We start from the raw sequence: 20,295 nt of genomic DNA, 5'->3' as shown, positions 1-20,295 counted from the left end.
CGCAACGGGGCCCAAGCGTATGTCGACCATCATCCCGAAAGAACGCCTCTCCGCCTGGCAACGCTGGGAGATGGCGTCGTTCGATCCGCCGCCGCCCCCGCCACCACCGCAACCCAAGCCGCCCAGCCCGCTCGACGACCCCGCGCTCGTCGAACAGATCGCCGCGTGGCGCGAGGAAGCCCGCGCCGAAGGTCACGCACAGGGCTACGCCGCCGGCCACGCCGAGGGGTATGCCGCAGGTCAGGCCGCCGGCCAGCACGAAGTCGACACGCGCGCCGCTCAACTCGCCGACATCGCCCACGGTTTCGGCGACGCGGTGAACGCCATCGACCGCGAAGTGGCCGAGCCGCTGCTCGGGCTGGCGCTCGACATTGCGCGTCAGGCCCTGCATCAAACGCTCACGATCCGCCCGGAAACGCTGTTGCCGATCGTGCGCGACCTGCTGGCCAACGATCCGCTGACGGGCTCGCCCCGTTTGCTGCTGAATCCGGAAGACGTCGAACTCGTCGAATCGCATGTCGGCGTGGAACTGCGTGCCGCCGGCTGGGCCGTGCGCGCCGATCCCACGATCGAGCGCGGCGGCTGCAAGGCCGAAGCGGCCAGCGGCGAAGTCGACGCCACCATCGCCACCCGCTGGCAACGCGTGATGGCCGCCCTGGGCAAGGATCTGCCATGGTAAACGTCGAACTCACCCCGCTCGCCGCGCATGCGCCGGTGCTGCCCAGCACCGAGAATACGCAGGACCAGGCGACGCCGTCTGCGCCCACCCCGGCAAACGACGGCACCACACCTTCGGTGCGACTGTGGGATGAGATCGACACGACCACGCACACGGCGCAGGCCGGTGCGCTGCAACCCGACGATCATGACGACAGCGATATCGTCGATCCGTCACCTGACGCCGACTCGGCCGCCGATAGCGATGCCGATGCGGCAGCGTCCGCGCCGAAGAGCGCCGGGTCCACGCAACACAACGCCCTGAATCCCCGCGAGATCGCACGCGACGCGCATCTGCGCCGCTGGCAGAACACGCTTCGCGAGCGCATCGCCCACGTGCACGCCATCGAGCCGACGCGCCGATGCGGCCGCCTCACCCGTGCGGCCGGTCTGGTGCTCGAAGCCGTGGGTCTGCGTCTGCCGGTCGGCGCCGGTTGCCTCATCGAACTGCCGGTGCACGACGCCTCGCGCGAACCGGCCACGGCCGAAGCCGAAGTCGTCGGCTTTGGCGGCGATCGCCTCTTTCTCATGCCGCAGACGGAAGTCGCAGGCCTGCTGCCCGGCGCACGCGTGTTCCCAATGGAGCCCGCCGCCGACGGCCCGCTGCCGTCGCAACGCCACAATGGCAAGCGCCTGCCCGTGGGCGAAGCGCTGCTCGGTCGTGTGGTCGATGCCGCGGGTCGTCCGCTCGACGACTTCGGTCCGCTCGGCATGACGGACAGCGCCTCACTCGCCTCGGTGCCGATCAACCCGCTGGGTCGCGCGCCCATCGAATCGGTGCTCGACGTCGGCGTGCGAGCCATCAACTCCCTGCTCACCGTGGGACGCGGTCAGCGCATGGGCCTTTTCGCGGGTTCGGGCGTGGGCAAGAGCGTGCTGCTCGGCATGATGGCCCGCTTCACGCAGGCCGAAGTCATCGTCGTGGGTCTGATCGGCGAACGCGGCCGCGAAGTGAAGGACTTCATCGAGAACATTCTCGGACCGGATGGTCTGGCGCGCTCCGTGGTCGTGGCCGCACCGGCCGACGTCTCGCCGCTGTTGCGGTTGCAGGGCGCGGCGTACGCCACCACGCTGGCCGAGTACTTCCGCGATCAGGGCAAAGACGTGCTGCTGATCATGGATTCGCTTACCCGTTACGCCATGGCCCAGCGTGAGATCGCGCTCGCCATCGGTGAACCGCCCGCCACGAAGGGTTACCCGCCGTCCGTGTTCGCCAAGCTGCCCGCGCTGGTCGAGCGCGCCGGCAATGGCCCCGACGGCGGCGGCTCGATCACGGCGTTTTACACCGTGCTGACCGAAGGCGATGACCAGCAGGACCCGATCGCCGACTCCGCGCGCGCCATTCTCGACGGCCACATCGTGTTGTCGCGTCAGCTCGCCGAGTCCGGTCATTACCCCGCCATCGACATCGAACAATCGATCAGCCGGGCCATGGCCGCGCTCATCGACGACGCGCAGTTCGACACGGTGCGCCGCTTCAAGCAGATGCTTTCGCGCTACCAGCGCAACCGCGACCTCATCAATGTGGGCGCGTATGCACCGGGCAGCGACCCGATGCTCGATCAGGCGATCGAGCTCTATCCCCGTCTCGAAGGCTTCCTGCAACAGGGAATGCGCGAGCGGGCCAGCTATCCGGACGCCGTGCAGCAGTTGCGCGGTCTGTTCCATTAATTGGAGGCGGCCATGAATTCCACCCTGCCCCTCAAGTTGCTCATCGAACTCGCCCAGAAGGACGTGGACGAAGCTGCGCGCCTGCTTGGCGAGCGTCAGACGCAACGCGCCGAGGTCGAGCGTCAGCTCGAAGCGCTGCGTCAGTATCGTCACGAATACCGCACGCGCATGCAGACGGCGACGATTCAGGGCATGGCGGGTTGCGACTGGCGCAACTTCCAGCAATTCATCGATACGCTCGATACCGCCATCGGACAGCAGGCCATGCTGCTCCAGCAGGCAGAAGAGCGTTTGGCGGCCGCGCGCCGCGAATGGCAGGCGCAGCAGCGCCGCCTGAACTCCTTTGGCACGCTCGCCTCGCGCGAAGAGGCCCGCACCGCGTTGCGTGTGGCGCGTCGCGAGCAGAAGGAAAACGACGAGTACGCCGCGCGCAGCCTGCGCCGTCGTGCCGAATCCCCGATTTGAAGGAATAGGTGAGCCCACTATGTCGATTCTGAGCTTCCTGACCGATGCCGCTGGCGCAGCCAGGCAGGCCGTGAGCGGTAACAATCGTGCCGGATCGTCGAACAGCGACGACGCCAGCGCATTGCCGTTCGCCACCGTGCTCTCGCAACAGACGCGTCAGAGCGTTCAGCCGAGCGCCGCCAATACGAACAACAACGCTGCGCAGGCCAATCAGACGAATACGTCCGACGCCGCGAACAACAGCACCAAGTCGACGGATAACGCGTCGAACACCCAGGCTGGCCAGACGGCGCAATCGGGCCAAACCGGGCAGTCGGGCCAAACGACCGCTTCGAACAAACCGTCGAAGTCGAATACCGACGACGGCAAGGATGACGAAGACGACGCACAGGCCGCCGCCCCGGGCGATCCGGCTGCGGCACTGGCCGTTGCGCTCGCCGCGATGAACAACGCACCGCTGCAAGTCACGACACCCGTCGCCGCGACGACAACCACGGACGCGACCGTCACCGACGGCAAGCCCGGCACGGGCGCGGCCATCACCGCCGCCGCGACCGGTGCGATGCAGGCCGCAGGGGCTGCGCAGTTGACGGGCCAGCCGCCGGCAGGCACCGATACCGACGCCAAGGCAACGACCACGGCAGCCGCTCCCGCTGCGCCCGTGAAGGGCACGGTCACGCCCGCGGCCGCCACGACCAGCCCGACGGGAGGCATCTCGCTCGACACGCTGGCGAAGAACGCCACGTCCGCACAAACCGCGACCACCGCGCAGCCGGCCGCCACGGACGCCAAGGCCGCCCCGCTGGTCAGCACCGACGCGCAGACGGCCCAACGCATGGCCGACGCCCTCGCACAGGCGCAAGGCAACCGCGACGCCGCAACACAAGCCGCGACCACCGCAACGCAGGCAGCGGCACAGGCCGCGCAAGCCGCAACCCCTGCCGTCGATGCCCAGCCGCAACTGCAAGCGCAGGCCAATTTGCCCGCCGCGCTCGCACTGAACGCACGCGTCGGCACGCAGGACTGGAACAACCAGCTCTCGCAACAGGTCGTGTGGCTCTCCAGCGCACACGCCCAGACGGCGCAACTGAGCCTCAACCCGCCGGATCTCGGTCCGCTGCACGTGGTGCTGAACGTAGCGAACGACTCGGCGCAGGCGATGTTCGTCTCCCAGCACGCCGCCGTGCGCGACGCCGTGCAAGCCGCGCTGCCGCAACTGCGCGACAGCCTTGCCAACAACGGCATCGCGCTGGGCAATGCGACCGTGAGCAGCGACAGCTCGCAGCAACAGGCCTTCGCCCAGCAAAGCGCGAACGGTAACGGCAACGGGAATGGTGGCAATGGCGGAAATGGCCGTGGCACGTCGGGCTTCGGCCAGACCGACGACGGCCCGATCGCCACGACGGTGAGCGTACCGGTGCGCGCCAGCAACGGGTTCGTCGACACGTTCGCGTAAGCCTGTCCGAGATACCGGTGATGGCGACGTCACCGACGTCGCCTCGCTCGGCACTACGTCCGTGCGTCCCGAAAACAGGCACAAGTACCGGCATCCGTGAGGTTGTACGTCCGTGCCGTCGGCCCCGACGGGCCGCGACCGCGTGACGCAGCGCATCACGGTGCCCTAAAGCAAGCGGGTTTTTCTGCCGTTAAGACAAAGACGCGAGTTAGACGCGATTGTCCCTTCTTTTCGGCCGATCACCCCCTGGCGGGTTGGCCGACAATCATTACCCAATAGCAGGCGAATACATGGCAAATCCCGCACCGACGCAAGCCGCGGCTCCCTCCGGAGGGGGCATGCGCAAATGGATTCTGTTGATCGTGGCGGTTGCGCTGATGGCAGCGGCTGGCGCGGCAACGGCCGTGTATTTGCTGACCGGACGTCACGAAACGGCAAAAGCACCGCCGCCGCCTCCGCCGCCCGTCTTTGTGAGCATGGATCCGTTCACGGTGAATCTCCAGGGCGACGACGGGGAACGTTATCTGCACATCGGCCTGTCGCTCAAGGTAGCCGACGCCGAAACGCAAGCCCGCATCACGCAGCACATGCCCGAAGTGCGTAGCCGCGTGTTGTTGTTGCTGTCGTCGAAGCAGCCGCAGGATCTGGCGACGATCGATGGCAAGCGCCGTCTGGCTAGCGAGATTCGTACGTTGGTCGCGCAGCCGTTTGCCGCCAACATGCCGCAGCAAGCCGTGGGCGACGTCCTGTTCACCGCGTTCGTAATTCAGTGAGTGATTCATGGCGCATGAGGAGTTCCTGTCGCAGGAAGAAGTCGATGCCCTTCTGAAGGGTGTCACCGGCGAACAGGATGACCGGTCGGAGTCGGAAGATCATTCCGGCATCAGGCCATACAACATCGCGACGCAAGAGCGCATCGTGCGCGGGCGCATGCCCACGCTCGAAATCATCAACGACCGCTTCTCGCGACTGTTCCGCATTGCGCTGTTCAACTTCATGCGCCGCAGCGCCGAAATCTCGGTGAGCCCGGTGCGCGTGCAGAAGTACAGCGAGTTCATTCGCAACCTGCCTGTCCCGACCAACCTCAACCTGGTCCACATCAAACCGCTGCGCGGCACGGCACTGTTCGTGTTCGATCCGAACCTCGTGTTCCTCGTGGTGGACAACCTGTTCGGCGGCGACGGCCGGTTCCATACGCGCGTCGAGGGACGCGACTTCACGCAGACCGAGCAGCGCATCATCGCGCGCCTGCTCGATCTGGTGTTCGAGAACTACGGTGCCTCGTGGAAGCCGGTGCATCCGGTCGAATTCGAGTACGTGCGCGCCGAAATGCACACGCAGTTCGCCAACGTCGCCACGCCCAACGAGGTCGTGGTCACGACCACGTTCGACATCGAGTTCGGCTCGGCCGGCGGCGAATTCCACATCTGCATGCCCTACTCGATGATCGAGCCGCTGCGCGATCAGCTCTCGAGCCCGCTGCAAGGCGAGACGCTCGAAGTCGACAAGCGCTGGGTGCGTCTGCTCTCGCAACAGGTGCAGGCCGCCGATGTGGAGATCGTGACGAATCTGGCCCAGATCGACATGACGCTCTCGCAGTTGCTCAACATGCGCGTGGGCGACGTGATTCCGCTCGACGTGCCTGAGGTGCTCGAAGCCAAGGTCGACGGCGTGCCCGTGATGCACTGCAATTACGGCGTCTTCAATGGTCAATACGCGCTGCGCGTGAACCAGATGATCAACCATTCGCACAGCGATTACACGAAGGACAACGAGTGATGAGCGATACCCCTCAAACGCCCGGTGACGACGCCCAGGCCATGGCGGACGAGTGGGCCAGTGCCATGGCGGAGCAGACCGCTGCCGAGCCGCAGCCCGCCGCAGCCCCCCAACCGGCTGCCGCCCCCGTGTTCCAGCCGCTGGCCGCCACTGCGGGTAACCCTGCAACGGCGACACACAACGACATCGATCTGATCCTCGACATCCCGGTCCAGATGACCGTGGAGCTGGGCCGCACCAAGATCGCCATCAAGAACCTGCTGCAACTGGCACAGGGTTCGGTGGTGGAGCTCGACGGCATGGCCGGCGAGCCGATGGACGTGCTGGTCAACGGATGCCTCATCGCCCAGGGCGAAGTGGTGGTCGTGAACGACAAGTTCGGCATCCGCCTGACTGATATCATCACGCCATCCGAACGCATCCGTAAGCTCAACCGATGATTGCAACGAAAGTCCGCGGCAAGCCCGTGCGGCGTGCTGCGGCAAGCACCGCCACGACGGCGGCGTCCGCTCGTACCGGCCGTACCATGGCTCACGCCGTCCACGCCATGGCGCGGTGCCTGCCCTCTCCCATCCGTCCGGCCCGTTTGATCGCCGGCGCGGTCTTCGCCGGCCTCGGCGGTCTGTTCGTCTCCAGCGCCCACGCTCAGGGTGCCGCCTCGCAGGCGGCGGCCGTGCCGAGCCTCGGCGGCGCAGGCATCGTGCAGACGGGCTTCGGTCTCGTGCTCGTGCTCGCACTGCTGTTCGGGCTGGCCTGGCTGGCCAAACGCTTCGGGCTGCAACGACCGCTGGGTGGCGGCAACGTACGTATCGTAGGTAGCGCCGCCGTGGGACAACGCGAGCGCGTTGTGGTCGTGGAAGTCGCAGGCGACTGGGTCGTACTCGGCGTGGCGCCGGGACAGGTCCGCAGCCTGCACGTCATCGACGCCGATCGCGTCGCCGATCTGCCCGCCGCCCCCGCTGTGGCCCATCCGGGGGCTCAGGCCAATCGCGCCGCGCAAGCCTTTGCGCAAAAATTGCGCGAATCCATGAAGAAGGACACCTGATGTCGCGCGGCATGTCGTTGGGGCAAATGACCGGCTGGGTCGCGACGCCGTCCAATCGGGGCACGCCCGACCGGGCTTCGAACCGATCCCGGCTCCCGTCCGGTCTGTCCGGTCTGACGCTCCTCGGTCTCGCTTGCCTCGCCTGTGTGCTCTGTCTGGCATGGCCGGGCACGGCGTTCGCGCAGGCCACCTTGCCGGCGTTCACCACGACACCCGCACCCGGCGGCGGACAGACGTATTCGCTGTCCGTGCAGACAATGCTGCTGCTCACGTCGCTGGGCTTCCTGCCCGCGATGTTGCTGATGATGACGGCCTTCACGCGCATCATCATCGTGCTCTCGTTGCTGCGCCATGCCATCGGTGTGACGACCTCGCCGCCGAACCAGATCCTCATCGGACTGGCGCTGTTCCTGACGTTCTTCGTCATGTCGCCGGTCTTCGATCAGGTCTACACGAACGCCTATCAGCCGTTCGCCGCGAACAAGATCAGCTTCGAGCAGGCGATCGACACCGGTGCCAAGCCGTTCCATTCGTTCATGTTGAAGCAGACCCGCGAAGCAGACCTCGCGCTCTTCGCCAAGCTTGCCAAGACCCCGCCGATGAACGGTCCCGAGGACGTGCCGATGCGCATTCTCGTGCCCGCCTTCGCCACGAGCGAACTCAAGACGGCGTTCCAGATCGGCTTCACGATCTTCATCCCGTTCCTGATCATCGATCTGGTGGTCGCCAGCGTGCTGATGGCCATGGGGATGATGATGGTCTCGCCCTCCACCGTGTCGCTGCCGTTCAAGCTGATGCTGTTCGTGGTGGTCGACGGCTGGCAATTGCTGCTGGGCTCGCTGGCCCAGAGCTTCACGATGTAGCGGGGAGGCCACCGAGATGACTCCGGAAACCGTCATGGCGCTGGCCCATCAGGCCATGCAGGTGTGTCTGCTGCTCGCCGCCCCGCTGCTGATCGTCGCGCTCGTCTCCGGTCTGCTCGTGAGCCTGTTTCAGGCGGCCACGCAGATCAATGAAATGACGCTGTCGTTTATCCCCAAGCTGCTCGCCGTGTTCATCACGCTCGTGATTGCCGGGCCGTGGATGCTCAACCTGATGGTCGACTACATGCGTCAGTTGCTCACCGGCATTCCCGGCCTCGTCGGGTAAGCCGTCCGGCCTTGATCAGCTTCACCTACGACCAACTCTCGGGCGTCATCGCGACGTTCCTCTTCCCGTTCGTGCGCCTGCTGGCGCTGTCCATGACCGCGCCGCTGTTCGGCGACTCGCGGGTGCCCGGTACGGTCAAGATCGGGCTGGCGGGCATCGTCGCGCTCACGCTCGCGCCGGTGATCGGCCCGGCGCCGGCTGTCTCGCCGTTCTCGTGGGAAGGTCTGTGGATACTCGTCCAGCAGATGATCATCGGTGCGGCGCTCGGCTGGTGCATGCAGATCGTGTTCTCTGCCGTGAGCATGGCGGGCGACTTCGTCGGCCTGCAGATGGGGCTGTCCTTCGCCACGCTGCTCAACCCCAACGCCGACGGCAGCACTGCCGTGCTCGGCATGTTGCTCAACGTGGTCATCATGCTCGTGTTCCTCGCGACCAACGGGCATCTGGTGATGTACGCGACGCTGGTCCAGAGTTTCGACGTGTTGCCGATCTCGAGCACACCGTTGTCGGTCGGCGGCTGGCATTACCTCGCGATGTTGGGGGGCCAGTTGTTCACCCTGGCGCTGATGCTCTCGCTGCCGCTCGTCGCGGCGCTGCTGATCTGCAATCTGGCACTGGGCATTCTGAACCGCGCCGCACCGCAGTTGAACATCTTCGCGGTGGGCTTCCCGCTCACGTTGGGCGTGGGTCTGGTGGTGCTCGAACTGATGATGCCGCGCATCGCGCCCGTGATGGACCACTTCAACGCCATCGGCATCGACATGATGATCCGCGCGACCGCCGCGTTCGTACCCAAGCCTTGAGCGGCGGGGCTTTCAGTCCGGTCGACGTCACCGTTTTCGTTGCACAAAAAGAAACAGGCCACCCTAAGGTGGCCTGTCCATCATTCCGGCGTCAGGATCAGAGCAGGCTAAACAGCGACAGCTTCTGCGTCTGAATGAAGGTCTGCTGCGAGGCTTGCAGCGACGCCTGCTGCTGCGCGAACTGGCTCGTCGCCGAGATGATGTCCACGTCGAGCAGATCCTGCAACTGCGACGTGTACGCCAGATCGTTGGCGCTGCCGATGTCGTTGAGCGTCGACACCTCGTTCATGCGCGAGCCGACCGTCGTGCGCACCGTCGTCACGTTGTCGTAGCTGTTGCTGAACATCTGGTTGAACGTGGTCAGCGCGTTCGTCATGTTGGCCGAGCCCGACGGACCCTGCGCGCTGATCGGCGTCTTGAGCGTGTTGATCAGGGCTTGCAGGTTGTCGAACACGTTCGTGCTGGACTTGCCCGGCGGATCCACCTTGAAGGTGTCGCCATTACCGGGATCGCCCGTGAACGTCACCGACTTGCCGGCGAACGTGATCGGCTGGCCCGACGTGTACACGCCCGTGACGTCCGGCGTCGTCGTGTTCGTCAGATCCTTGATCGTGTAGTTCGTGGTCGGCGGCGTGGTCGTGTTGTCGATCGCGAAGTTGATCGAGAACTGATGGTTGGCGCCTGCATTGGTCACGTCGGTCGTCGAGACCGGCGTGAAGGTGGCTGTGCCCGTGTTCGACAGGCTGCCGCTGATCACCGTGCTCGCCGTGGCCGGCTGGATCGCCTGGAAGATGTTCGAGCCGATGTCGTTGATCGGGATCTGACGGTTCGGGCCGACCTGAACATACCGGATACCCGTGTCGCCTGCATAGCTCGCGCCGGTCGGCGTGGCGACGTAAGCCGCCGAATTGCCCATGAAGCCCGAGAACAGGTACTGGCCGTTCGCGTCGGTCGTGTTGGCGAGCGAGAGCAACTGCTGGAAGCTCGATTGCAGATCGGTCGCGATCGACGAGCGATCGTTGTCGTTGAGCGAGGCGCTACCGGCGGCCACGACCTGCGACATGACGTGCTGCAACGTGTTGACGATGCTGCCAAAGGTCTGGTCTTCGAGCTGGAACGCCGTCGTCGCCGAATTGCGGTTCGTCGCGTACTGCGCGTTCATGTCCTTGTCCTGCGACACGGCCACGGCCTGCGCCGACGCGAGCGGATCGTCGCTCGGCGTGGTCACGCGCTTGCCCGACGAGAGCTGCGCCTGCGTGTTGAGCAGATCGGAAGTGTTGCGGCTCATGGCCGACGCTCCCTGATCGAAAATCATGCTGGTGCTGATACGCATTTTGTCGTCTCCCCGGCCTTAGTTGACCATCTGCAGAATCGTGTCGAACAGCTGCGACGCGGTCTGGATGACCTTCGAGTTGGCCTGATAGAGCTGTTGGAACTTGATCAGGTTGGCGGCTTCTTCGTCGAGGCTCACGCCGGAATTGGACTGCTGGGCGGTCTGCGCCTGCTTGAGCAGCGTTTGCTGCGCAGCGCTCGTCGCCTTGTACGTGTTCGTGGTCGAACCGACAAACGAGACCAGATTGGCGTAGGCGCTGGCGTAGCTGTCCTTGCCGCCGACCTTGGTCTTGTCGTTTTGCAGGGCCGAGAGTGCCAGCCCGTTGCGGTTGTCCGTCGTCGCCCCCGAGGCGTTCGGGGCGATGGTCAGCTTGTCGCCGTCTGCCGGAGTGCCGCTTACGTTCACGGTCATGCCGCCGAGCGTGATCTTCGCGCCGCTCGCGGCGTCGTAAGGCACCGTGTCGCCGGCAGCGTAGGTCGTCGTCGTGCCGTTCACGGTCACCGTCATCGGCGACGGCGCCACCAGCGTGATCGCTCCCGTCGTCGCGTTCTTGCTGAACGTGAACGTGACGGGCGACGTCAGCGGCGCGGCCAGATAGTTGGCATCGACCGTGCCCTGATCGGTCTTGAGCGAACCGGTGTTGGTCGACGGCGTGGACGCGAGAATCGGTGCGGCCAGCGCAATCTTGCCCGGGTCGGTGATCGCCACGCTGATGTTGCCGGCGGCGTTGCGCGTCGGCTCGATGGTGAAGCTGTCGCCGGCCACCATGTTGCCGACCGTGACGTTGAAGCCGTCGTCGAACGCCTTGCCACCGCTGTCCGTGAAGGTCAGCGGAGCACCCGGCGTGGCGGGGGCCGGTGCGGTCCACTTCGCGCCGTCCGTCTTGCGGGTCATGGTGTAGTTCGTGCCGTCGTACGTCACCGTGTAGTCGCTGGCGGTGACCTTCGACGCGTCGGTGATCTTCGAATTGAGTACGGCGTTATTCGAGTTGTTCGCGTTGGCGACGATGGTCGGGTTCGGCACGGTAAAGACATTGCCGCCGAGCTGGCCGTAGAGGTCGAGCCCCAACTGGTTCTGCGCGTTGAACGTGCCGGCGAGCGACAGGCCGATCTGGCCGAGCGAGTTCTGAGCCTGCGTCAGTGCGCCGCTGCGGAACGACAGCAAGCCGGCGAGCGAGCCGCCGGTGATCGACGATTCCGGCACCGGCACCTTCGTGCCGCTGGGCGTGACGTACGCGATGGTGAGTTCCGACGGGTCGTTGGTCGACGCCATCGTCGTGAGCTGGTACGCGGAATTGCCCGTCACGAGCGATTGGCCGTTACCGACATAGACGTTGTACGTGCCGTCTTGCGCCTTGACCACATTGGTCTGGATGATGGCGTTGAGCTGGGAGACGGCCAGATCGCGCTGGTCGAGCAGGTCGTTCGGCGTGGCGCCGCCGCCATTGGCCTGGGCCTGCACGATGGCGTCGTTGAGCTCGGCGATCTGCTTGGCGTAGACGTTGATCTGGTCGGTCGACTGGGCAATGCTGGCGTTCGTGCTGCTGCGCAGGGTGGACAGCGTGCCCGAGAGCGACTGGAACATGCTGGCGAGCGTCTGTGCCGACGACACGACCGTCGCGCGCGTTGCCGAGTTGGCCGGGGCCGACACGATGTTCTGCAAGTTCGTGAAGAACTGGCTCATCGTGGCGGAAAGACCGGTCGTCGAGCTGCCCAGCGCGTTGTTGATCTGCGAGATCTGCTGGTAGTACGTATTGAGCTGGCTGTACTGGGTCTGCGCCTGGTTCGTCTGGTTCGACAGGAACTGGCTGTACACGCGCGAGACGTCGTTGACCAGCACGCCCGAACCCAGATAGCCGACACCGGCGTACTGGCTGGCCGCCTGAGAGTAGTCGACGATCTGACGGTTATAGCCGGCCGTGCCCGAGTTGGCGACGTTGTTGCCGGTGGTGCTGAGGGCGAACTGGGCGGCGTTCAGCCCGCTCATGCCAATATTGATTAGGCTCATGATCTCGCGGCTTGAGTTGGAGGCGCGCCCTGCGGCAAAAAGTCCGATGCGCACCGTTACCGATGTGTTTACGGCAGCCCGGCGACAAAATTGAGGCCGTCGCCTCGCTTGTTTTCGTCCCGTTTTCCGTCAGCTTCCGGCGGGAACCGGCGCCATCCCCGGCTGATCCCAATGATCCCGCCAGTCCTGCCCCCACGCCACCCGGCGCGGCCTCACCCTCAGGTGAAGTGCTTCATGACCTTCATCAGCTTGTTGGCGTACTGCGGATCGGTCGCGTAGCCCGCCCGTTGCAGATTGTTGGCAAAGCTGGCGGCGTCGTTGGCGCTCGCCACGACCGACGAGTAACGCGGGTTGTTCGAAATCAGGTTGGCGTAGTCGGCGAACGCCTCGTCGTACGAGCCGTAGGCACGGAACTTGGCCATGACCTTGCGCGGCTGGCCGTTCACGTACTCGGTCGTCGCCACTTCCACGGTCGGGCCGTTCCAGTTCTTGCCCGCCTTGATGCCGAACACGTTGTGGCTGGTGCTGCCGTCCGCACGACGGATCTCGCGCTTGCCCCAGCCGGACTCCAGCGCCGCCTGACTCAGCATGAAACGCGCCGGAATGCCGCTGTTCGCGCTGGCGTTCTGTGCCGCGCTGGCCATACGGTCGACGAACTCGCCGGCGGCTGCCGGGGCGCCGTCGGCCACACCGATCGCGTCCGCCGCGTTGTACGCACGACCGGCCAGCGACTGCTGACGGCCCGTAGCCGCCGGCGGCAGCGTGGTGCCCGTCTTGGCAAGCTGCTTGAGCATGAGGTCGGCCAGACCAATGCCCTTGTGCGACGCCAACTGCTGCGCGAGCTGATCGTCGAGCATGCCGTTGAACATCTTTTCCTGATCGCTGCCGAGCAGGCCGCCGGACATGGTGGCGTCGCGCATGCTCTTGACCATCATCTGCGTGAAGACCGCCTCGAACTGCTTGGCCGCCTGCTGCGTGGCCTGCGGCGTTTGCTGGTGCGCGGCGGCACGCAGGGCTGTGAGGCCTTGCATTTCGTAGGCTGCGCGTTGCGTCAGATCGGGCAGGTTGTTGCCTGCCGCACCGGTCAGGCGGTTGCCGTCGGCCATATCAGATGATCTCCAGATCGGCGCGCAGGGCGCCCGAGGCCTTCATGGCCTGCAGAATCGACATCAGGTCTGCCGGACTCGCTCCCAGCGAGTTCAGCGCCTTGACGACGTCGGCGAGGTTGGCGCCCGCTTTGACCATCTTGAGCGCGTTGTTCTCCTGTTGGACGGAGATTTGCGAATTCGGGGCCACGACCGTCTGACCGCCCGAGAACGGCGCCGGCTGGCTCACATTGTTCTGCGTATCGATGACGACCGACAGGTTGCCGTGCGCCACGGCGCATTGCTGGATCGTCACGTTCTGGTTCATCACCACCGAGCCGGTACGGGCGTTGATGATGACGCGTGCGGCCGTGTTGTCCGGGCGCACTTCCAGACTTTCGAGCTGCGCGAGGAATTGCACGCGCGACGACGGATCGGTCGGCGTGCGCAACAGGATCACGCGGCCGTCGAGCGCCTGCGCCGTGCCGTAGCCAAAGCGCCGGTTCACGGCATCGACCACGCGCTGCGCGGTCGAGAAGTCGGTGGCGTTGAGCTCCATCTGCACGGTGCCCGGCTGGCCGCCCATGGCGGTCGGCACGGCCCGCTCGACGATCGCCCCGCTCGGAATCCGGCCCGAGGCCAGTTGGTTGATGGTCACGCTCGACCCATTGGCCGATGCGCCCGCGCCGCCGATCAGCAGGTTGCCCTGCGCCAGCGCGTAGACCTGTCCGTCCGGGCCCTTGAGCGGCGTCATCAGCAGCGTGCCGCCACGCAGGCTCTTGGCGTTACCCATCGACGAGACCACCACGTCGATCGCCTGACCGGGACGCGTGAATGCCGGCAACGTGGCCGTCACCATCACGGCAGCCACGTTCTTCAACTGCATGTTGGTGCCGGGCGCGACGGTAATCCCCAACTGCGAGAGCATGTTCGTCATGCTCTGCACCGTAAATGGCGTCTGGGTCGTCTGGTCGCCCGAGTTGTCGAGACCGGCGACGAGGCCGTAGCCGATCAGCTGGTTGTCGCGCACGCCCTGAATCGACGCCAGTTCCTTGAGACGCTCGGCATGCGCCACGCCGGGTGCGAGCATGGCGGCCGCGCCGGCCACGCTCACGGCTGCCGCCACGGCCAGCGTGCAAACGCTGCGGCCAAGCGACTGGCGCGACTGAGGCAGAGGGCGAAGGTTAGGCGCGCGGCGCGACGGGAACGGCATCATCGACATCAGAAGGGCGAAACGTTAAGGAAGAAGCGCTGCAGCCAGCCCATGGTTTCGGCTTCGTTGATGTAGCCCTTGCCACGGTATTCGATGCGCGCATCGGCCACCTGCGTCGAAGGCACGGTATTCGCACCCGAAATCGTCTGCGGGCTGACGATGCCCGAAAACTTGATGTACTCCGTGCCCTGGTTGATGGCGATCTGCTTTTCGCCGGCGACCGCGAGGTTGCCGTTGGACAGCACTTCCATCACGGTCACGGTGATCTGACCGGAGAACACGTTGTTGGCGTTGGCCGCGCCCTTGGCGTCGAACTTGTTCGCGCCGCTGGCGTCGAGCCCCTGATTGTTGAGCACGCCGCCGATCACACCGGGCGTCTGGTTCAGCGTCAGCGTGCCGCTGCCCGCGCGCGTGGTGTTGGCTGCCGAGTTCTTGCTCGCCGCCGTGTTTTCGTTGATGACGATCGTGAGGATGTCACCCACGTTACGCGGACGGCGATCCTCGAACAGCGGACGGTAGATCGAGCCTTCCGGATCGGCCGCAACCGGCGGGGGCGGCGGACGCGTGGTCGTCGGTCCGTTGACGACCGGCTCCTGCGGCACGTAGGCGCAGCCCGCGAGACCGGTCAGCGCAGTGGCGGCCACGAGCGCAAGAAACCGCGCCAGGCCTGCGCTGCGTTGCTTTTCGGTCTTTCGTGCGGACATATCGACGTTCATTCCCAAGTACTGACTACGTTTGCGGCGCAATGACGCGGTGGGGCAATGGCCCGGCATGCCGGGCCGCAGCTTACATCTGCGTCAGACGCTGCAGCATCTGGTCGGATGCCGTCACGGCCTTCGAGTTGATTTCGTAGGCGCGCTGCGCGGAAATCATGTTCACGAGCTCTTCGACCACGTTCACGTTCGACGTTTCGACGTAGTTCTGGTTGAGCACGCCCGCGCCGTTGGTGCCCGGTTGCGCCACGTTCGGCGCGCCCGATGCCGCCGTCTCGGCGTACAGGTTCTCGCCCATGCTTTGCAGGCCGGCGTTGTTGATGAACGTGGCGAGCTGGAACGTACCGATCTGCACGTTGGCCGTGTTGCCCGGCTGCGTGACCGACACCGTACCGTCGCGCGCAATGGTCAGCGACAGGGCGTTGGCGGGAATCGTGATCGCCGGCTGAATCGGATAGCCCGATGCCGTCACGAGCTGGCCGTTGTTGTCGACCTGGAACGAGCCGTCGCGCGTGTAGGCGGTCGTGCCGTCCGGCATGAGCACCTGGAAGAAGCCGTCGCCGTTGATGGCCACGTCCTTCGCGTTGTTCGTCGACGTCAGGTTGCCCTGCGTGAAGATGCGCTCGGTCGCGGCCGGACGCACACCCGTGCCCAGTTGCAGGCCCGACGGCAGCAGCGTCTGTTGCGACGACTGCGCGCCCGGCTGGCGGATCGTCTGATACAGCAGATCCTCGAACACCGCGCGGCCTTTCTTGAAGCCGTTCGTGCTGGTGTTGGCGAGGTTGTTCGAAATCACGTCCATGTTCGTCTGCTGGGCATTCATGCCGGTGGCAGCGATGTAGAGCGAACGGATCATTGGATGTTTCTCCCCGTGTACGGTGGCGGTGCGCGTTCTCGCCGCTGGCGAGTCCGGTGCATCCGACGCCGGTTAGCTGAAGTTCAGCAACTGGTTGGCGGATTGTTCGTTGGTATCGGCCGTCTGCAGCATCTTCATCTGCATCTCGAAGGCCCGCGACTGCGAAATCATGTTCACGAGACCGCTCACCGGATTGACGTTGCTGGTCTCGATCGAGCCCGCGACCACCACGACATTCGGATCGACCTGCGCCGGTGCGTTATTGGCCTGACGGAACAGCCCGTCGTCACCGCGCACCAGATTGCCTTCCGGCGGATTGACCAGCTTCAACTGCCCCATCACGGCGATGGAGTTGGGCGGGTCGCCCTGCCCCAGCGCCGAGATCGTGCCGTCGGTTCCCACGGTCACCGACGCGCCCGGCGGCACCGCCGCAGGTCCGGCGTCGGTCATGACCGGCAGGCCGTGCAGCGTGATCTGGCCGTCAGCCGTCATTTCGAGGTTACCGCCACGGGTGTAGGCTTCGCGGCCCTGCGCGTCGCGCACGGCCAGCCAGCCCTGTCCCTGAATCGCCACGTCGAGCGCGCGACCGGTCTGCTGCATGGCGCCGGGCGTGAAATCGGTGCCCGGCGTGGACGTCGTGACGAACGTACGCGTACCCGTCGAGCCGTCGGCGGCGCGCACCGGCGCCTGACGAAACGCCGAGAGCTGGGCGCGGAAGCCCGGCGTCGAGACGTTCGCCAGATTGTTGGCGGTGGTCGATTGCTGCTCCATCGCCTGCTTCGCACCGGTCATGGCCACATAGATCAGACGATCCATCGACGCCCCTCCTGCAAGTTACGCATACGCGCTCGCTCCGTCTTACAGGTTGACCATCGTCTGCATCAACTGGTCTTCCGTCTTGATCGTCTGCGCGTTCGCCTGATAGTTGCGCTGCGCGGTGATCATGTGGACCAGTTCGGCCGTCAGGTCGACGTTCGAAGCTTCAACGGCGCCCGCCTGGAGCTTGCCGAGGTTCGTGCCGCCCGGCACGCCCACGATCGGAATGCCCGAGGCAGCCGATTCCGACCAGAGGTTGTTGCCCAGCGGGATCAGGCCGTTCACGTTGTTGAAGTTCGCCAGCGCGACCTGACCGAGCACCATCGACTGCGTGTTCGAGTACGTACCGACGATGGTGCCGTCGGCGTTGAACGTGAAGCCGGTCAGGCGACCCGACGAGTAACCGTCCTGCGTAAGCGTGTTCGGCGTGTAGCTGTTACCGAACTGCGTGGTGCCCGTGAGGTTCAGCGTCAGGTTGCCCTGTGCCGCGCCGTTGCCGTAGGTGATCGTCGGCAGGGTGATCGGGCCGGTCACGGTAGCGCCGGTCGAGTCCGTCTGCGAGATCAGGCTACCCGACGAGTTGAACGTCAGCGTGCCGATCGCGCCGGTGCCGACCTGCGTCGTGCCGTCGACCGAGGCGTACACGGTCCACGTGGCGTTGTTGGTCGTGGCGTCGACGCTCGTCTTCTTGAAGTACAGGTTGACGTCGTGCGAATTGCCCAGCGAGTCGTAGACCTTGAGCGACGTGGCGTTGGTGTACGAGTTCGGATCGGTGATCGAGAACGGCGTGGTGTTGACGGCGCTGCGCGAGTCGAGGTTGAACTGACCCGTGATCTTCTTGGTAGCCGTCGGGGCCAGATCGCCCGTCGGGATTTGCAGGTCGACCGGCGACACGCTGTTGATGATGCCGTTCGGGCCGGCCAGATAACCGGTCAGGTGATCGCCGTTCGAATCGACGATGAAGCCGTTCTTGTCGAGCGAGAACTGGCCGTTACGCGTGTAGGCGATGGTGCCGTTGTTCGACACGCGGAAGAAGCCGTTACCCGAGATCGCGAGGTCGAGCTGACGGTTCGTGACCGTGATGTCGCCCTGCGTGAACTGCTGCGCGATGGCTGCCACACGCGTACCGATACCGACGGTGTTGTTACCCGCGCCGAACAGCGAGTTGGCGTAGATGTCGGCGAATTGCGCCTGACCCTGCTTGAAGCCGACAGTGGCCGCGTTGGCAACGTTGTTGCCGATGACGTCCAGGTCCTTGGAAGCGGCGTTCAGGCCGCTCAATCCGGTCGAAAAGGCCATGTGTTACTCCTGAAATTCGGTTGTCGACGACGGGTGTCGCGACGCAATCGTTGAGTTCGGTGAAAGACTTACGTCGTGATGGAGTCGGTTACAAAATTTCGCGTACGTCGGAGAGCTTGATGTTCGAGCCCGTGCCCACGTTGAGCAGCGGCGCGCCAGTCGTGCTGGCCACCACGCTTTGCACCTGGGCGTACGAGAGCAGCGTCGGCGTGACGGCCTTGCCGTTGGCCGTTGCCGTCACGCTCAGCGTGTACTTGCCGTCGGCCACGTCCACGCCGGCATCGTCCTTGGCATCCCACGTCAGGGCTTGCACGCCGGCGTCCAGCGCGCCCGCGTTCACGGTGCGGATGGTCTTGCCGGTGCTGTCCTTGATCTCGATCTTGACCGTGTCGGCGTCGCTCGGCAGCTCGAAGCCGAACGGCGTGGCGGTCTTCGTGACCGTGCCGTCGTCGGCCTTGGTGCTGCCCACACCGATGTTGGTGCCCGGGATCAGCACGCCCTTGCCGACCAGCGCCGCCGCTTGCAGGCTCTGCGTCGAGTTCAGTTGCGAGGTGACCGACGAAAGCGTGGTGTTCAACTGGGTGATGCCCGAGACCGTGCTGATCTGCGCGAGCTGGGACGTCACCTGCGAGTTGTCCATCGGGTTGAGCGGATCCTGGTTGTTCATCTGGGCGACGAGCAACTTGAGGAAGCTGTTTTGCAGATCGTCTGCGCTGCCGGCCGACGACTTCGAGCTGCTGCTGTTCGCCGTCCCGTTGATCGAGTCGAGGAAGTTCTGCGAGAAGTTGCCGGTGTTCGACGTATTGATGCTGGCCATCTTTCTGGTCTCCGCGCGGCCCCTTACTGGCCGACCGTGAGGGTTTTGAGCATGAGCGTCTTGGCCGTGTTCAGCGCTTCGACGTTGGCTTGGTAGGAGCGGGAAGCGGAGATCATGTTGACCATCTCTTCCACCGGATTCACGTTGGGCATGGTGACGTAGCCCTGGGCATTCGCTGCCGGATTCTTCGGGTCGTACACGGTCTTGAGCGGCGACGGGTCCTCGACCACGCCGGCGACCTTCACACCGCCCACGTCGGTGCCCGTGACCGGGTTGACCTGAAACACGACCTGCTTGGCGCGGTACGGCTGGCCGTCCGGGCCGGTCACCGATTCGGCGTTGGCCAGGTTGCTGGCCGTCACGTTCATGCGCTGCGACTGCGCAGTCATGGCCGAGCCGGCGACGTCGAAGATGCTCATGAGTGGCATGGCGCTTACCCTTGATTCGTGATGGCGGCCAGCATCGTCTTGATCTGGCCCGTCAGGACCGTGAGGCCCGTCTGGTAATGCACGGCGTTGTCGGCGAAGTTCACACGCTCGGCATCGAGTTCGACGGTGTTGCCGTCGACGCTTTGCTGGTAAGGCACGCGGTAGAGCAGCTCGGGGCCGCCCATGGGCGGGGCGCTCGTGACGGCGCGCCCGGCGATGTGGCGCGAGGACGTACGCGAGAGCGACACGCTCGACTCGGTGGCGAGCTGCTGCTGCGCGCCGCGCTCGACGGCCTGACTCAACGCGTTATTGAAGTCGACGTCGCGGGCCTTGTATCCGGGCGTGTCGGCGTTGGCGATGTTCGACGAGATCACCTCCTGGCGATAGGCGCGCATCGACAGCGCCTGCTGGGAGAATCGCAATGCCGCGTCCAGTTTGTCCATGATCTCGTCTCGCCTGATGCTTGCCTTGATGCTGGGTACTTGGGTGATGCAAAAGAAACCTTGCCGTCGCGCTCGCGGTGCCTGCCCGGCCTGATGTGGCTTGATGTAGCGGGCCAATACGGCGGGTGATGCGCTGCGCAGACGGGATGTCCTGCCGGGTCCGGAAAAAATACGGACCTTTTGGCATGCTTCGCATCGTA

General features: G+C 65.1%; 22 protein-coding genes. 11 read left to right on the top strand and 11 right to left on the bottom strand.

Going from position 1 to position 20,295, the window contains the following annotated elements:
• The first annotated feature begins 19 nt into the window (after window positions 1–19).
• The 11 genes from fliH to fliR all read left to right on the top strand — a co-directional run bounded on the left by fliH (window position 20) and on the right by fliR (window position 9,085).
• Entirely contained in the window at window positions 20–679 is a 660-nt protein-coding gene (gene fliH, locus A9762_RS24055) for a flagellar assembly protein FliH (RefSeq protein WP_069344505.1), read from the top strand.
• Window positions 673–2,388 carry a flagellar protein export ATPase FliI gene (fliI, locus tag A9762_RS24050; protein WP_240493696.1) on the top strand — a complete coding sequence of 572 codons (1,716 nt, stop codon included), beginning with the start codon at window positions 673–675 and terminating at the stop codon, window positions 2,386–2,388. The genes fliH and fliI overlap by 7 nt, the downstream gene beginning before the upstream one ends.
• 12 nt (window positions 2,389–2,400) lie before the next feature.
• Window positions 2,401–2,853, top strand: coding sequence for a flagellar export protein FliJ (gene fliJ / locus A9762_RS24045; RefSeq protein ID WP_069344504.1), 453 nt, complete (start codon window positions 2,401–2,403; stop codon window positions 2,851–2,853).
• Between the two features lie 19 nt (window positions 2,854–2,872).
• Window positions 2,873–4,309 carry a flagellar hook-length control protein FliK gene (locus tag A9762_RS24040; protein ID WP_069344503.1) on the top strand — a complete coding sequence of 479 codons (1,437 nt, stop codon included), beginning with the start codon at window positions 2,873–2,875 and terminating at the stop codon, window positions 4,307–4,309.
• A 338-nt stretch (window positions 4,310–4,647) separates the two neighbouring features.
• Window positions 4,648–5,082 carry a flagellar basal body-associated protein FliL gene (gene fliL, locus A9762_RS24035; protein ID WP_240493695.1) on the top strand — a complete coding sequence of 145 codons (435 nt, stop codon included), beginning with the start codon at window positions 4,648–4,650 and terminating at the stop codon, window positions 5,080–5,082.
• A gap of 7 nt (window positions 5,083–5,089) precedes the next feature.
• A complete protein-coding gene (fliM, locus tag A9762_RS24030; protein ID WP_069344501.1) occupies window positions 5,090–6,088 on the top strand; it encodes a flagellar motor switch protein FliM in 999 nt (332 codons plus the stop codon).
• Complete coding sequence (gene fliN, locus A9762_RS24025; protein WP_083254245.1) at window positions 6,088–6,528, top strand: flagellar motor switch protein FliN; 441 nt, start codon at window positions 6,088–6,090, stop codon at window positions 6,526–6,528. The genes fliM and fliN overlap by 1 nt, the downstream gene beginning before the upstream one ends.
• Window positions 6,529–6,614: 86 nt before the next feature.
• Complete coding sequence (fliO, locus tag A9762_RS24020) at window positions 6,615–7,133, top strand: flagellar biosynthetic protein FliO (protein ID WP_240493694.1); 519 nt, start codon at window positions 6,615–6,617, stop codon at window positions 7,131–7,133.
• A gap of 26 nt (window positions 7,134–7,159) precedes the next feature.
• A complete protein-coding gene (gene fliP, locus A9762_RS24015; RefSeq protein WP_371443323.1) occupies window positions 7,160–7,996 on the top strand; it encodes a flagellar type III secretion system pore protein FliP in 837 nt (278 codons plus the stop codon).
• A gap of 16 nt (window positions 7,997–8,012) precedes the next feature.
• On the top strand, window positions 8,013–8,282 hold the full coding sequence (fliQ, locus tag A9762_RS24010; RefSeq protein WP_069344499.1) for a flagellar biosynthesis protein FliQ: 270 nt from the start codon (window positions 8,013–8,015) through the stop codon (window positions 8,280–8,282).
• An 11-nt stretch (window positions 8,283–8,293) separates the two neighbouring features.
• Window positions 8,294–9,085, top strand: a complete 792-nt coding sequence (gene fliR, locus A9762_RS24005; RefSeq protein ID WP_069344498.1) for a flagellar biosynthetic protein FliR — start codon at window positions 8,294–8,296, stop codon at window positions 9,083–9,085.
• Window positions 9,086–9,182: 97 nt separating this feature from the next.
• Here the strand turns inward: fliR and flgL are convergent, their stop codons facing one another.
• From flgL to flgB, 11 genes are all read right to left on the bottom strand, one after another.
• Complete coding sequence (gene flgL / locus A9762_RS24000) at window positions 9,183–10,418, bottom strand: flagellar hook-associated protein FlgL (protein WP_069344497.1); 1,236 nt, start codon at window positions 10,416–10,418, stop codon at window positions 9,183–9,185.
• An 18-nt stretch (window positions 10,419–10,436) separates the two neighbouring features.
• Window positions 10,437–12,425: a flagellar hook-associated protein FlgK gene (flgK, locus tag A9762_RS23995; RefSeq protein ID WP_069344496.1), complete on the bottom strand. Its 1,989-nt coding sequence runs from the start codon at window positions 12,423–12,425 to the stop codon at window positions 10,437–10,439.
• Between the two features lie 218 nt (window positions 12,426–12,643).
• On the bottom strand, window positions 12,644–13,531 hold the full coding sequence (gene flgJ, locus A9762_RS23990) for a flagellar assembly peptidoglycan hydrolase FlgJ (RefSeq protein ID WP_069344495.1): 888 nt from the start codon (window positions 13,529–13,531) through the stop codon (window positions 12,644–12,646).
• Between the two features lies 1 nt (window position 13,532).
• Window positions 13,533–14,732: a flagellar basal body P-ring protein FlgI gene (locus tag A9762_RS23985; protein ID WP_139133374.1), complete on the bottom strand. Its 1,200-nt coding sequence runs from the start codon at window positions 14,730–14,732 to the stop codon at window positions 13,533–13,535.
• On the bottom strand, window positions 14,732–15,427 hold the full coding sequence (locus A9762_RS23980) for a flagellar basal body L-ring protein FlgH (RefSeq protein WP_069344494.1): 696 nt from the start codon (window positions 15,425–15,427) through the stop codon (window positions 14,732–14,734). Before A9762_RS23980 ends, A9762_RS23985 begins: the two co-directional genes overlap by 1 nt.
• An 82-nt stretch (window positions 15,428–15,509) precedes the next feature.
• A complete protein-coding gene (gene flgG / locus A9762_RS23975; RefSeq protein WP_069344493.1) occupies window positions 15,510–16,292 on the bottom strand; it encodes a flagellar basal-body rod protein FlgG in 783 nt (260 codons plus the stop codon).
• Window positions 16,293–16,364: 72 nt separating this feature from the next.
• Window positions 16,365–17,108 (bottom strand): flagellar basal body rod protein FlgF, encoded by a 744-nt coding sequence (locus tag A9762_RS23970; RefSeq protein ID WP_069344492.1) that lies wholly within the window; start codon window positions 17,106–17,108, stop codon window positions 16,365–16,367.
• A gap of 42 nt (window positions 17,109–17,150) precedes the next feature.
• A complete protein-coding gene (gene flgE / locus A9762_RS23965; RefSeq protein WP_069344491.1) occupies window positions 17,151–18,407 on the bottom strand; it encodes a flagellar hook protein FlgE in 1,257 nt (418 codons plus the stop codon).
• Between the two features lie 88 nt (window positions 18,408–18,495).
• Window positions 18,496–19,224 carry a flagellar hook assembly protein FlgD gene (flgD, locus tag A9762_RS23960; protein ID WP_069344490.1) on the bottom strand — a complete coding sequence of 243 codons (729 nt, stop codon included), beginning with the start codon at window positions 19,222–19,224 and terminating at the stop codon, window positions 18,496–18,498.
• A 23-nt stretch (window positions 19,225–19,247) separates the two neighbouring features.
• Window positions 19,248–19,652, bottom strand: coding sequence for a flagellar basal body rod protein FlgC (gene flgC, locus A9762_RS23955; protein ID WP_039394038.1), 405 nt, complete (start codon window positions 19,650–19,652; stop codon window positions 19,248–19,250).
• Window positions 19,653–19,657: 5 nt separating this feature from the next.
• Window positions 19,658–20,098 carry a flagellar basal body rod protein FlgB gene (gene flgB, locus A9762_RS23950; protein ID WP_069344614.1) on the bottom strand — a complete coding sequence of 147 codons (441 nt, stop codon included), beginning with the start codon at window positions 20,096–20,098 and terminating at the stop codon, window positions 19,658–19,660.
• Between the last annotated feature and the right edge of the window lie 197 nt (window positions 20,099–20,295).

The organism is Pandoraea sp. ISTKB, from assembly GCF_001721285.1.
GTDB classification, from domain to species: Bacteria; Pseudomonadota; Gammaproteobacteria; order Burkholderiales; family Burkholderiaceae; genus Pandoraea; species Pandoraea capi.
The sequence above is the reverse complement of the archived record's forward strand: the minus strand, read 5'-3'. Positions and strand labels throughout refer to the sequence as shown.